Genomic DNA, 13,233 nt, shown 5'->3' on the forward strand with positions numbered 1-13,233 from the left:
GGGTCACTCTCGGCGAGTCAGATCGTGCACCGGGATGCCTCTCGCAGTGGCGACCTTGGCGAGTGCGTGATCCGTGGTCGCCAGTTCGGCCTGCTCCCGCTCGCACACGTAGACGACGAGCGCATCGGGCATGCGGAGTCGGGTCTCCGCGCGGATGCGAGCGATGGTTCCAGCTGCAACGCCCGGAACGTCCAGCGGCTGGATCCCGAGGATCTCGTAGTCCTCGAGCAGGTCGCTGAGGAGCCCGACCGGGACCGCGTGGACGAGAGTCTCGGCGAGCGTGACGCCGGGAGCTGCGAGACCCCGTTCGGCGTGGGCCTCGATGAATGCGGACGCACTGGCGTGATGGGCGTCGCGCGGGTCGTTCGCTGCGATCAGCACGCCGGCGTCGAGCACGATCACGCGGGCCACTCGCGGCGCAGCTCGTCGCGATATCCGGGAGGGTAGTTCAGGCCTCGAGCGCTCATCCGCGCCAGTGCGGCGCGACGAGCTTCCCGTTGCCGCCTGAGGTCACGCCGCTCGGTCGCCGACTCAACGAGTCGGCGGAAGAGCGCATTGCGGTCGTCGGCGAGTTCCGGATGCTCTCGAGCGATGTCGTCCAGAGCCGCCCGGAGCGCATCCGTCTCGGTGACGGTATATCGCGGTCGGCTCGTGGGCACCGACCGAGTGTAACACCGAGACGCGGGAGTGCGACACCTTCGCCGTTTCAGTGGAAGAAGTGCCGCTCGCCCGTGAAGTACATCGTCACGCCCGCCCTTTCGAGGGCCGCGATCGTCTCGTCGTCGCGCACCGAACCACCGGGTTGCACGATCGCCTTCACCCCGGCATCCAGCAGGATCTGCGGGCCGTCTTCGAACGGGAAAAAGGCATCGGATGCCGCCACGCTCCCCCGCGCCCGGTCGCCCGCGCGCTCCACGGCGAGTTTGCACGAGTCGACGCGGTTGACCTGGCCCATGCCGACGCCGACCGACGCTCCGCCCGAAGCGAGAAGGATCGCGTTGGACTTGACGGCCCGGCAGGCGCGCCAGGCGAACTCCAGGTCGGCGAGCGTCTCGGCGTCAGCCGCGGGGCCGGCGGCGAGCTTCCACTGAAGCGCGGGGGTGAACTGGGTGTCGACCGTCTGCACGAGCAGCCCGCCAGAGATGCGCCGGAACTCGGTGCGCCCGTCGCCGAACCCGGCGGGCAGTTCGAGCAGGCGCAGGTTGGTCTTGCCGGCAAGCACCTCGAGAGCACCGGGCTCGAATCCGGGGGCGATGATGACCTCGGTGAAGATCGGCGCGATCGACTCGGCGGCCTCGCGGGTGATCACCCGGTTCGCGGCGATCACCCCGCCGAACGCCGACACCGGGTCGCACGCGTGCGCGAGGGCGTGGGCCTCGGCGATCGTGCCCGCGGTGGCGATGCCGCACGGGTTGGCGTGCTTGATGATCGCCACCGTCGGGGTCTCGTGGTCGTAGGCGGCACGCACCGCGGCATCGCCGTCGACGTAGTTGTTGTACGACATCTCCTTGCCCTGCAGCTGTCGGGCCTGGGCGATGCCGACGCCGTTCGGCGACGTGTACAGCGCCGCGCGCTGGTGGGAGTTCTCGCCGTAGCGCAACACGTCGGCACGCGTCCACGAGGCGCCCATCCAGCCCGGAAAGCCCGAACCCGCATCGTCGGGGGCGAGCACGTTGCCGATCCAGGAGGCGACGCCGATGTCGTAGGTCGCGGTGTGCCGAAAGGCCTCGCGCGCGAGCTCGCGACGTTGCAGCAGGCTGGTGCCCCCCGCCGCCAGGGCGTCGACGATGTCGCCGTAGCGCGCCGGGTCGGTGACCACGGCGACGTTCGCGTGGTTCTTCGCGCTCGCCCGCACCATCGCGGGGCCGCCGATGTCGATCTGCTCGACCACGGCATCCGGCTCGGCCCCGCTCGCGACCGTTGCGGCGAAGGGGTAGAGGTTGATGACCGCCAGCTCGAACGGCTCGATCTCGAACGCGGCGAGTTCGGCCTCGTGCGCCTCGAGCCGCAGGTCGGCGAGCAGCCCCGAGTGCACCTTCGGGTGCAGGGTGCGCACGCGGCCGTCGAGGTGCTCAGGGAACCCGGTGAGGTCGCCGATCTGGGTGACCGGGATGCCGGCCGCCGCGATCGCCGCCGAGGTTCCGCCGGTCGAGACGATCTCGACACCCGCGTCGGCGAGCGCCCGGGCCAGCTCGACGAGTCCGGTCTTGTCGCTCACCGCGACGATCGCGCGCTTGATCGGCACGAGGTCGCGCTCGCGGTACAGGGAGGGGTCGATGGATGCGCCGCTCATAGGTCCTTCAGGGTGATGTGGGAATTGGCGATGTCGAGCACGACCTGCACGAGCAGTTCGCGTTCGACGAGCTTGATGCGGTCGTGCAGCCGGGCCTCGGTGTCGCCGGACAGCACCGGCACGCGACGCTGAGCGACGATCGGGCCGCTGTCGACGCCGTCGTCGACGACGATGACACTCGCCCCGGTCCCGGAGACGCCGGCGGCGAGCGCATCACGCACGCCGTGGGCACCCGGGAACTCGGGCAGGTACGCCGGATGGGTGTTGAGCAGGTTGGGGGCGAGTGCGCTCACCACGCCCGGGGGCAGCAGCCGCATGAAGCCGGAGAGGATGACGAGGTCGGCATCCCACTGCCGCACCTGGGCGAGCAGCTCGTCGCCCCACGCCTCGCGGGTCTCGAAAGCCCCGAACGGCACGACGAAGGTCGGGATGCCGTACTCCTCGCCGTGCGCGAGGCCATCGGCGTCACGGTCGGCACCGATCGCGACGACCCGGGCCGGAAACTCGGCGTCTTCGCTCGCTTCGAGAAGGGCGCGGAGGTTGCTCCCGCCCCCGGAGATGAGGACGACGAGCCGGAGCACCCGCCCAGCCTATCGACGTCAGCGGGGCACTCTCTGCGGGGCGGGCAGCCGGGATGCCGCCGCGAGTCCGATCCCGATCGCGACGGCGAACTCGAGTGCCGCGACAAGTCCCACCGCGACCGGGTCCGGCCCGACCTCGACGAGGCGACCCGGGCCGGCCGCGCCGCCCGACGCGGCCGCGAGGAACCCGATGAGCGCACCGCCGACAATCCCGCCCCCGACGGCGGCGCCGAGCACCGTGAGCGGGGCGAGGTACCCGAGCGCGCGGGCGAGTCCCGGACGCACCGCGACCCCGGCGAGGAATCCGGCGACGACCGGCACGAGAATGCCCGCGAACCCGAAGGCCGAATCACCCGTCGGCAGCGCGCCGAACACCGGAAGCGCCGGAATCGGCCCCAACGCCGTCCCGACCGGTGAGACGTGTGATCCGACCCCGATCGCGAACCCCGGGCCGACCAGCCAGGCGACCGCCCACAGCACGAGGTTGGGGAGGATGGCGAGTTGACCCGCCGTCAGGGCGATCCCTCCGACGACCTCGGTATGCAGGGCCTCGTAGAGCCCGATCATGTCGGGGAACCGCAGCACGAACAGCAGGGCGACGAGAAGGGCAGCAACGGCGGCGGTGATCGCAACAGCGCCGATCCCGGCGCGCAGAGCAGCTCCAGCCGCAGCCCGCAGCTCGGGAGACCGGTCGTCGAGCCAGCGGCCCAGAGCGTCCCGGTCTCCCGCACGCCGCGATCGCAACACCCCGATGACGACGCCCGCGCCGAACACCGTCGCCGGCAGGATGAGCCCCTGCCAGAGTGACGGACGGGCGGCGGCATGGAGCACCGTCGCGGTCACGCCGAGGGATGCGGCGCCGAACACGACGATCGCCGTCACCCCGCCGAGCACTCGATGGCCCGCTTCGGCGATGCGCCCGCCCGCACGCGCCCCGAGCAGCAGGGTGAGCAGCGCGAACCCGAGCAGCGCGATGGTGACCTTCACGGGGTCGGCGGCGGCCGGCATCCCGAGCGCTTCTGCCAGCAGAGGGTCGAGTGTGAACGTCACATCGACACCGTGCCCGAGCAGCCAGACGTCAACGGCGGCGCGCCAGAACACGGTCCACTCGGGGGCGAAGCCGAAATGCACGCCCCACACGATCGTGAGCGGCGCGAGCGGGATGGCGACCCCGATCGCGAGCACGAGCAGCGACTCGAGCCCCGCGAAGAGCATCGTCAGCCGCCGGGTCACGGCCCGACCCTATCCCGCGGTCGCTGGCTTTCCGATTTCAGGAATCGGAGTGGCTCGAGTGAAGGATGTCGCGCTGCGAGCGCGCACGAGGCGACTCCAGCAACTTCAGCCCCACAACTTCCTGAAAACGGGAAGCCACCTCAACACATCGGGTCGGCGCTCGGCACCTCGCCGCGCAAGAAGTAGGCATCCACGGTGTCGTCGACGCACGCCACGCCGCCCGCGTAGATGGTGTGGCCCTCGCCCTCGTAGGTGATGAGCACACCGCTCGAGAGCTGTTGGGCGAGCGATACCGCCTGCGAGTACGGGGTCGCCGGGTCATTCGTCGTGCCAACGACGAGGATGGGCGGCGCGCCCTCGGCGGCGTACGACGCGGGCATCTCGGCGGCCGGGTACGGCCAGTTGGAGCACGTCACGTCGAGCGCCACGTAGTCGTCGAGCGCCGTCGCAAATCCGAGGAACGGCGCCCGCTGGTCGATCACGGCGAGACCTTCGAGGGGAGCCACGCCGTCGGTACCGAGCGTGCCCTCGTTGCAGGTGACCGCCGTGTAGATGTCGTAACCGTTGCCGTCGTAGAAGGGGCCCTCGTAGCGGCCGTTGTAGTAGTCAGCGCTCTCGAACGTCAGATCTGCCTCGCCCGCGTCGAGGTCGGCCAGCATCCGCACGAGCCGAGACCAAAGAGACTGGCTGTAGAGATTCTGGATGAGGCCCGTGCCGATCGTCGCGGTGTCGAGCACCCGGCCGTCGTTGGAGGTGAGACCGTCGTCACCGGCATCGAGGATGAGATCCTCGGTCTGCTGCATGGCCGAATCGACGCTGCCCGAGAACGGGCAGTCGCTGTCGTCGAAGCAGTACTCCAGGAACGCGCGGTAAGCGCTCTCGAAGCCCGCCATCTGGGTGGCGAGCGCGTCGAGGTCGCCGACGAGCGGGTCGACGGCGCCGTCGAGCACCATCCGCCCCACCTTCTCGGGGAAGAGCTCCGCGTACACCGCTCCGAGGTAGGTGCCATACGAGTAGCCCAGGTAGGTGAGCTTCTCGTCGCCCAGCACCGCACGCAGCACGTCCATGTCGCGCGCGACGCTCGCGGCATCCAGGTTGCCGAGCAGGTCGCCGGTGTTCTCGACGCACGCGTCGATCCAGTCGGTCTGAGCGACGGTGAGCTCATCGATCCATGCCGCCGTGCCGTACTCGGCGTCGAACGTGTCGTAGAGCAGGGCGTCTTGGTCGTTCGGATCGGTGTAGCACTCGATGCCGGTCGACCGGCCGACGCCGCGGGGGTCGAAGCCGATGATGTCGTAGTTCGCTAGCACATCGTCGGTGACGATGTAGGCCGCGGATTGTGCGACGAAGTCGTAGCCGGAGCCGCCCGGCCCGCCGGGGTTCAGGAGCATCGAGCCCATCGAGTCGCGGGTGGCGTTGTGCCGCGCCACGGCGATCTCGATCGTCTCGCCGGCCGGGTCGTCCCAGTCGAGGGGCACCGTGACCGTGGTCTCGTCGACGCGATTTCCCAAGTCGTACCAGGTGAGTTCTTGCTGGTAGAACGCCTCAAGGCTCGGCTCGACTTCTTCGTCGGTCGAGGTGTCGACGGTCTGGCTGCCCCCACCACCACCGGGGAACGGGAACCCGAAACAGCCGGACAGCAGCAGAGCACCCGCCGTCAGTACGGCGGCAAGCGGCAGGATGCGGCGGTTGGCCACGCGAGACCCCCTCGGGACGACTGGGGTCAGCCTAGCGATGCCGGCCCGAGAGCGGATGCCGCGGCGGCACGCGCCTCGGCAGCTGTCGGGGCGGCGAGCGCGACCTTCGCGATCCGCACGCAGTCGGCGCGCGTGAGCGAGCGGAGCGCCTCGGCGACGACGGGCATCGCGCGCGGCGTCATCGAGAGCGAGCCGACGCCGAGTCCGACGTAGACGACCGCGAGCAACGGGTCGGCGGCGGCCTCCCCGCATACCCCGACGGGCGTGCCGGTGGCCGCACCGGCGCGGCCGACGTCGGCGACGAGCTGTAGCACGGCCGGTTGCCAGGGGTCGTTGAGGTCGGCGAGCTCGCCGATCATCCGGTCGGCCGCCATCGTGTATTGCGTGAGGTCGTTGGTGCCGATGCTCACGAAGTCGACCGCGCCCATCAGGTCGTCGGCACGCAGCGCGGCGGCGGGTGTCTCGATCATGACGCCGGCCGACGGCAGCCCGGCAGCCCGGCAGCGGGCGACGACGTCGCGGGCTTCGTCGAGGGTCGCCACCATCGGTGCCATGACCTGTATCACGGCCTGCTCGGCGGCGGCGGCTTCGGCGATCGCCGCGAGCTGCTCGTCGAGGATCTCGGGACGGCGGCGTGCGGTTCGCAGCCCCCGAACACCAAGGGCGGGGTTATCCTCGGCGCCGGCGGCGAGAAAGGGCAGCGGCTTGTCGGCCCCGGCGTCGAGGGTGCGCACGACGACCTTGCGCCCCGGGAAAGCGGCGAACACCGCTCGGTACGCCTCGACCTGCTCCGTGCGTCCGGGGGCATCCGCGCGATCGAGGAACAGGAACTCGCTGCGGAACAACCCCACCCCTTCGGCGCCGGCTGTGGCCGCTGCTTCCGCGCCTCGCGGGTCGCCGATGTTGGCGAGCAGGGCGACGGGATGGCCGTCCCTGGTCGACCCGGGGGCGGCGAGCGGCACCGGACGGGCGGCCGCAGCTTCGGCGACGACGGCGGCGACGGTGGCGGCATCGGGATCGGGCCGCACCTCGCCCGTGCTGCCGTCGACGAGCACGAACGTTCCCTCGGGGATGCCGAGCGCCCCGGTTGCGGCGACGACGGCGGGGATGCCGAGCGACCGGGCGATGATCGCGGTGTGCGAGGTCGGGCCACCCTCCTCGGTCACGAGTGCGACGACCGTCGCCGGATCAAGGGTCGCGGTGTCGGCGGGGGCGAGGTCGTGGGCCACCAGCACGAAGGGTTCGGCACGCTGTGGCACCCCGCCGAGCACGTACCCGGCGAGGGCGGCGATGAGTCGGTCGCGCACATCCCGCACATCCGAGACGCGTTCTGCGCTGCGCCCCCCGAGTGCTGCCAGGGTCTCGGCGACGGCGGCAGCCGCATCCCACACCGCACGGGGGGCCGACGTGCCGTCATCGACGATCGACTCGGCGGCGGCGTCGAGCAGGGCGGGGTCACGCGCCAGCAGCGCGGTCGCTTCGAGGATGACGCGGGCCTCACCCCGCGTTGCGGCGGCGCGGGTTTCGAGCTCGCCGGCCACCCGCGCCGCTGCCGCGCGCAGCCGCGTGACCTCGGCCGCACGGACGTTGCTGCCCAACGCGCGCCCGCCGGCGGGTTCGTCGACGGTGGAGGCCATGTGAACGACCGGTCCGATCGCCCGGCCGGGACTCACGCCCACCGGGCGAGAGGGGACCGCGGGCGCAGACTCTGCCGCCACGGCGGTGTCACGTTCGCCGAACCCGTCGACGACGAGCGCGACGACGTGGTCGAGTTCGGTACGGGCGCCGGCGGCGGCCGAGATCTCGATCTCGTCGCCGAGGCGCGCGCCCAGCGAGAGCAGAGCTGTGGGACTGGCGGCGTTCGCCCGCGCTCCCGTGCGAGTCACCTCGATCGCGACGTCAGCCGATCGCACGGCGGTCGCGATCAACGCCGCCGGCCGCACATGGAGACCAAGCGGGTTGACCAGTGTCACGCGTTCGGCGATGCGGTCGGGGTCGACGGTCCCGGCGTCGGAGGCCGCCAACCGGGGTGGTCCGAGCTGGCCGTTCTTGGGGGCGAGCGCCGACTCCGCCTCCGCCGCAACCTCAGCGAGCGTTGCACCGCCGGACGCGCGCACCACTGCGGCCAGCAACCCCTCGACGAACGGGGCCCCTGAGAGACGCACCTCGACGGGCGAGGCAATCAGCTCGAGGGCGAGTTCGGCGCTCAACACCGCCGACCCGAGATCCATCAGCACGAGCACCCCGTCGGTGTCGGCGAGGGCATCGATGGCGGCGGCGACGCGGGTGGCGTCGGTGCCGACGATCGGCGAGCCGTCCTTCTCGGTGCCGGCGCCTGCAGCAACGAGCACGCGCGGGGCCGCCGTCGGCACCATCTGCAGGGCGAGACTGACGGCCGCCTCGGCCAGCTGCAGGCTGTGCGAGACGGCAACGATGCCGATCACGTCACGAACTCCCGAGAACGTCGGCGAGGGTGCGCATGAGTAGGGCGGTCGAAGCCGAGCCCGGGTCGAGGTGACCGGCGCTGCGCTCGCCCAGGTAACTGGCACGACCCTTGCGGGCGACGAGGGGCTCCGTCGCGTCGCGTCCGGCTTCCGCCGCATCGGCGGCGGCCGCGGCGGCAGCGGGGATCGAGGATCCGTCCGCGAGCGCCGCGTCGAAAGCGTCGAGCGCCGGGGCGAGAGCGTCGAACATCGTCTTGTCGCCCGCCTCGGCTTTGCCGCGCGCGACGATTCCGTCGAGCCCGGCCCTGAGGGCTGCCGCGAGCGCCGCGCCGTCGAATTCGGCGACGGCGCCCGCGGACATGCCCATCCGAAGGAAGAAGGTTCCGTACAGCGGCCCGCTCGCTCCCCCGACCGAGGTGACCAGTGTCATCCCGACCGACTTGAACAGTTCGTCTGCTGTCGGCGGCGTCGACGTCTCGAGCTTGTCCATGACGGCAGCCATGCCGCGCGCCATGTTCGCCCCGTGGTCGGCGTCGCCGATCGCGGAGTCGAGTTCGGTGAGATAGGCCCGCTGTTCCGTCACCGCGGTGCGGAACGCGTCGAGCCAGGTCACCAGAGCTGGGAGAGGAATCGTGCCGTTCATGCTTCGTCCTTCGTGTGTTTCACGGTGCCGGTCAGGCGCCCCAGCGGAGTCCGCCGGTGACGACGGGAGCATCCCACAATCTCAGGATCTCGTCGTCGGCTTTCAGCACCGTCACCGAGCAGCCCGCCATGTCGAGCGACGTGATGTAGTTACCCACGAGCGTGCGGGCGACCTTCACCCCGGCCTTCTCGAGCAGCTTCGCGACCTCGCCGTACATCAGGTAGAGCTCGATGAGCGGCGAGCCGCCCATGCCGTTGAGCATCACGATCGACGGGCCCCCGGTGAAGTCGAGGTCGGCGAGGATCGGTTCGACGAGTTGTTGCGCGATCTCGCGGGCACCGGCGAGCGGTACGCGGTGGCGCCCCGGTTCACCGTGGATGCCCACGCCGATCTCCATCATGTCGTCGGGCAGGTCGAACGTCGGCTTGCCGGCCGCGGGCACCGTGCAGGAGGTGAGCGCCATGCCCATCGAGCGGCCGGAGTCGTTGACCTTCTCGGCGAGGGCAAGCACGGCCGCAAGGTCGCGCCCCTCCTCGGCCGCCGCACCGACGATCTTCTCGAGCAGCACCGTGACGCCCACGCCGCGACGGCCGGCCGTCCAGGTGGAGTCCTGCACGGCGACGTCGTCGTTGGTGACGATCGTCGCGACCTCGACGCCCGACTCCGCAGCGGCAAGTTCGCCCGCCATCTCGAAGTTCATGACGTCGCCCGTGTAGTTCTTCACGATGTGCAGCACGCCGGCCCCGCGGTCGGCGACCTTGGTCGCCTCCTGCATCTGGTCGGGCGTCGGAGAGGTGAAGACCTCACCGGCGCAGGCCGCGTCGAGCATCCCGGTGCCGACGAAGCCGCCGTGCAGCGGTTCGTGGCCGGAGCCACCGCCCGAGATGAGCGCCACCTTGCCGTCGGCCTTGGGGGTCGCTCGGTAGATGATGCGGTTCGTGAAGTCGACCCGCAGGTCGCTGTGGGCTGCCGCGATGCCGGTGAGGGCATCCGCGAGCACCGCGTCGGGATCGTTGATCAGCTTCTTCATGCGGGCACGCTCTCCTTCTTCGCCTCGGCCTTGTCGGCCGCGGTCTTCGAAATCAACCCGAACAGCAGCGCGGCCGCAACGCCGGCGAGCAATTCCGCCGCGATGTACACCGGGTACTGCTCCCACCTCACTTCGCCGCCGAGGAGCTGCTGAATCAGCATCGGGCCCGTCGTTCGCGCCGGATTGATCGACGCGCCCGTCGCCGGGGCGACGGGAATGATCGCCGCGAACACGACGAGGCCGATGACGATCCCCGCGAATCCGGAGGCCGCCTTGCGGTGGATGACACCGAAGACCGTGAAGACCAGGATGAACGTGCCGACGAACTCCGCCGTGAACGCCTGGTACCAGGGGATGTCGCCGTAGGCGGCGACGCCGAGTCCTGCTTCGCTCGCCGGCATCCCGAGCACCCCCACGATCGCGAGGGCGCCGACTGTCGCGCCGAGCACCTGAGCAATCAGGTAGCCCGGCACCTCGCGCCACGGGAACTTGCCCGACACGGCGAGACCGAGGGTCACGGCGGGGTTGATGTGGTTGCCGGAGATGTAGCCGAACGTGTAGACCGTAGCGACGACGATGGTGCCGAAGGCGAGTGAGATCACTCCGAGTTCAGCGCCGGTGAAGGGTTCTCCGCCGCGCGCGAGCGCGAGGGCCGGCACCGAGCCGACTCCGACGAAGACCAGGAATGCCGTGCCGAGAAACTCCGCGGCCAGCTTCTGCCAGGTGCGGTTCTCATCCATATGTGCTCCTTTGGACATGCGGGTTGGGGACGTCGATGCGGTCTCCCGCCGACGTCCCATCTTCGGAACGTCATTCGACAATGTCGAATATGCTGCAGAAATACCGTGACGTCAAGAGTCGATTTCGAACGAGTGACGTCGTCGTCGCACGCATAATGGAAGCCACCCCAAGGAAGGGATGCCGTGATCCAGGCGATCGATCGGGCAGCGAACGTGCTGCGGCTCCTGCAGGGCGCCCGCCACCTGCGGATCAGCGAACTCGCCGCTGCCCTCGACCTCCCGCCCTCGACCGTGCACGGCATCGTCAAGTCGTTGCGCGAGCACGGCCTGGTCGCCAAAGAGCGCGGCTCCGACCGCTACATGCTCGGCCCGGCTCTGCTGAAACTCAGCAACGTCTACCTCGACACCCTCGACGTGCGCGCTCGGGCGATGCGGTGGACGCGCGAGCTGGCCCGTCGCACCGGACTGGCCGTGCGACTCGGTGCCGAGCTGTTCGACGAAGTCATCGTCATCCACCACAACCGTCGGCCCGACGGCAGCCAGCAGATGCTCGAAACCGGGCTCACCATCCCCGCGCATGCCTCGGCGATGGGCAAGGTACTGCTCGCCTACGACGCCGACTACGCCTCCGAGGTGCTGGGCAAAGACCTGCGCAGCCTCACCGGCGACACCATCACGGATGCCGCCAAGCTGTCACTGCTGCTGCCCCAGATCACGACCCGCGGCCTCGCCACCGAGCAAGACGAGGCGGTGCTCGGCGAGTCGTCGGTCGCCGCCCCGGTGTCGGATGCCAGTGGCAACGTCATCGCGGCCGTCGCGGTCGTGCTTCCCACGAGTGAGTGGCCGCCCGAGGACCCGGTGCTCAACGACCTGCGGGAGACCGCGCGCACTATCTCGCGCGAGCTGGGGGCATCGTCGTGGCCCCCGCACCCGCCGGAGCGGCAGCCCGACGACGACATCTAGCTTGATGCGCTACACCGTGCGACGCAGTGCTACACCGCGCTCGACTGTGGCCATGACCGACGTTCCGGTGCGCGAACTGCGCAACAATACAGCCGATGTGATCCGGCGTGTGCAGGGCGGCGACGACGTGACGATCACCTCCAACGGCGTCGCAATCGCCACCCTCGTGCCGATCTCGACGGGACGACGGTCGGCAATGCCGCGACGCGAGTTCATCCGCGGCTTGCGCGGCCACCAGGCCGACCCCGACCTGCGTCGCGATCTCGCCGACTTCGCGGGCGATACGACCGACGACCTCGGACCCATCCGGTGACGGTCGCGCTCGGACTGCTCGACACCAGCGTGTTGATCGCCTCGGAGATCGGTCGCTCCCTCGACGAGACAGCACTTCCCGAGCAGGTTGCCGTGAGCGTCATCACCATCGCCGAACTGCACGCGGGCGTTCACGCCGCCCGGGATGCCGACATCCGGTCTCGTCGGATGGCCACCCTCGACTCCGTAGCCGGTCTCGTCCCGCTCCCGGTGGATGCCTCAGCAGCCAAGGAGTGGGCCCGCTTGCGATTCCGGCTGGCCGAGAACGGTCGTGGTATCAACGTCAATGATCTGTGGATCGCTTCGATCGCCGTTGCGCGCGGCATTCCCGTCGTGACGCAGGACGACGACTTCGCTGTTCTCGCCGGGCTCGGGGGGCCCGACGTCATCAAGGTCTGAGGCGACCTACAGGCTCTGGATGAGCTCCCGCATGAGGGCAGCGGTCTCCGACGGCGTCTTGCCGACCTTGACCCCGGCGGCCTCGAGCGCGACCTTCTTGCCTTCGGCATTTCCCGCTCCGGCGGAGACGATCGCGCCGGCATGGCCCATCGTCTTGCCTTCCGGGGCGGTGAACCCCGCGACGTAGCCGACGACCGGCTTCGTCACGTGCGCCTTGATGTACTCGGCCGCGCGTTCCTCGGCGTCGCCGCCGATCTCGCCGATCATGACGATCGCCATCGTCTCGGGATCGGCCTCGAACGCGGCGAGCGCGTCGATGTGCGTCGTGCCGACGATCGGATCGCCGCCGATGCCGATCGCGGTCGAGAAGCCGAGATCGCGCAATTCGTACATCATCTGGTAAGTCAGGGTTCCCGACTTCGACACGAGGCCGATCGGACCCTTGCCGGTGATGTTGTTCGGGGTGATGCCCACGAGCGACTCGCCGGGCGTGATGATGCCGGGGCAGTTCGGGCCGATGATACGGGTCGCGTTGCCCTTGCTCGTCGCGTAGGCCCAGGCCTCGGCGGTGTCCTGCACCGGGATGCCTTCGGTGATGACGACGAGCAGCGGGATGCCGGCGTCGATCGCCTCGATCATTGCGTCTTTCGCGAAGGCCGGGGGCACGAAGATGATGGAGACGTCGGCGCCGGTCTTCTCGATGGCTTCGGCGACGGTTCCGAAGACGGGGAGCGTGACGCCTCCGTCGTGCTCGACGGTCGTGCCGGCCTTACGGGCGTTGACGCCGCCGACGACCTGGGTTCCCGCCTTGAGCATGAGGGCGGTGTGCTTGGTGCCTTCGCCGCCGGTGATGCCCTGGACGATGACCTTGGAGTCCTTGGTGAGGAAGATCGACATG

General features: G+C 70.0%; 14 protein-coding genes and 1 pseudogene. 3 read left to right on the forward strand and 12 right to left on the reverse strand.

The window, feature by feature from the left end:
- Positions 1-3: 3 nt before the first annotated feature.
- The 11 genes and pseudogenes from WBL06_RS01755 to WBL06_RS01805 form a co-directional block, all read right to left on the reverse strand.
- A complete protein-coding gene (locus WBL06_RS01755) occupies positions 4-411 on the reverse strand; it encodes a type II toxin-antitoxin system VapC family toxin (RefSeq protein WP_424454254.1) in 408 nt (135 codons plus the stop codon).
- On the reverse strand, positions 399-659 hold the full coding sequence (locus WBL06_RS01760) for a hypothetical protein (protein ID WP_424454255.1): 261 nt from the start codon (positions 657-659) through the stop codon (positions 399-401). The genes WBL06_RS01755 and WBL06_RS01760 overlap by 13 nt, the downstream gene beginning before the upstream one ends.
- 47 nt (positions 660-706) lie before the next feature.
- Complete coding sequence (gene purH / locus WBL06_RS01765; protein WP_424454256.1) at positions 707-2,293, reverse strand: bifunctional phosphoribosylaminoimidazolecarboxamide formyltransferase/IMP cyclohydrolase; 1,587 nt, start codon at positions 2,291-2,293, stop codon at positions 707-709.
- Positions 2,290-2,874, reverse strand: coding sequence for a phosphoribosylglycinamide formyltransferase (gene purN, locus WBL06_RS01770; RefSeq protein WP_424454257.1), 585 nt, complete (start codon positions 2,872-2,874; stop codon positions 2,290-2,292). Before purN ends, purH begins: the two co-directional genes overlap by 4 nt.
- A gap of 18 nt (positions 2,875-2,892) precedes the next feature.
- Complete coding sequence (locus WBL06_RS01775; protein ID WP_424454258.1) at positions 2,893-4,107, reverse strand: DUF6350 family protein; 1,215 nt, start codon at positions 4,105-4,107, stop codon at positions 2,893-2,895.
- Positions 4,108-4,247: 140 nt separating this feature from the next.
- Positions 4,248-5,804 carry an alpha/beta hydrolase gene (locus WBL06_RS01780; RefSeq protein WP_424454259.1) on the reverse strand — a complete coding sequence of 519 codons (1,557 nt, stop codon included), beginning with the start codon at positions 5,802-5,804 and terminating at the stop codon, positions 4,248-4,250.
- Positions 5,805-5,830: 26 nt separating this feature from the next.
- Positions 5,831-7,522 carry a phosphoenolpyruvate--protein phosphotransferase gene (gene ptsP, locus WBL06_RS01785; protein WP_424454315.1) on the reverse strand — a complete coding sequence of 564 codons (1,692 nt, stop codon included), beginning with the start codon at positions 7,520-7,522 and terminating at the stop codon, positions 5,831-5,833.
- A gap of 48 nt (positions 7,523-7,570) precedes the next feature.
- Positions 7,571-8,353, reverse strand: a pseudogene (locus tag WBL06_RS01790) (HPr family phosphocarrier protein); the annotation flags it as partial.
- Entirely contained in the window at positions 8,250-8,891 is a 642-nt protein-coding gene (gene dhaL, locus WBL06_RS01795) for a dihydroxyacetone kinase subunit DhaL (protein ID WP_424454260.1), read from the reverse strand. The gene dhaL and the pseudogene WBL06_RS01790, both read right to left, overlap by 104 nt.
- A 31-nt stretch (positions 8,892-8,922) precedes the next feature.
- Positions 8,923-9,921, reverse strand: a complete 999-nt coding sequence (gene dhaK, locus WBL06_RS01800) for a dihydroxyacetone kinase subunit DhaK (protein ID WP_424454261.1) — start codon at positions 9,919-9,921, stop codon at positions 8,923-8,925.
- Positions 9,918-10,661 carry an MIP/aquaporin family protein gene (locus WBL06_RS01805; RefSeq protein WP_424454262.1) on the reverse strand — a complete coding sequence of 248 codons (744 nt, stop codon included), beginning with the start codon at positions 10,659-10,661 and terminating at the stop codon, positions 9,918-9,920. The genes dhaK and WBL06_RS01805 overlap by 4 nt, the downstream gene beginning before the upstream one ends.
- A 183-nt stretch (positions 10,662-10,844) precedes the next feature.
- Here WBL06_RS01805 and WBL06_RS01810 point away from each other — a divergent pair, with 183 nt between their 5' ends.
- The 3 genes from WBL06_RS01810 to WBL06_RS01820 are packed head-to-tail and all read left to right on the forward strand — an operon-like array spanning position 10,845 to position 12,335.
- Positions 10,845-11,624, forward strand: coding sequence for an IclR family transcriptional regulator (locus tag WBL06_RS01810; RefSeq protein WP_424454263.1), 780 nt, complete (start codon positions 10,845-10,847; stop codon positions 11,622-11,624).
- A gap of 52 nt (positions 11,625-11,676) precedes the next feature.
- Positions 11,677-11,937 (forward strand): type II toxin-antitoxin system Phd/YefM family antitoxin, encoded by a 261-nt coding sequence (locus WBL06_RS01815; RefSeq protein WP_424454264.1) that lies wholly within the window; start codon positions 11,677-11,679, stop codon positions 11,935-11,937.
- Positions 11,934-12,335, forward strand: a complete 402-nt coding sequence (locus WBL06_RS01820) for a type II toxin-antitoxin system VapC family toxin (protein WP_424454265.1) — start codon at positions 11,934-11,936, stop codon at positions 12,333-12,335. Before WBL06_RS01815 ends, WBL06_RS01820 begins: the two co-directional genes overlap by 4 nt.
- Before the next feature lie 6 nt (positions 12,336-12,341).
- Here the strand turns inward: WBL06_RS01820 and sucD are convergent, their stop codons facing one another.
- Positions 12,342-13,232: a succinate--CoA ligase subunit alpha gene (gene sucD, locus WBL06_RS01825; RefSeq protein ID WP_424454266.1), complete on the reverse strand. Its 891-nt coding sequence runs from the start codon at positions 13,230-13,232 to the stop codon at positions 12,342-12,344.
- Position 13,233 lies beyond the last annotated feature (1 nt).

The organism is Pseudolysinimonas sp. (assembly GCF_049651805.1).
Lineage (GTDB): Bacteria > Actinomycetota > Actinomycetes > Actinomycetales > Microbacteriaceae > Pseudolysinimonas_A.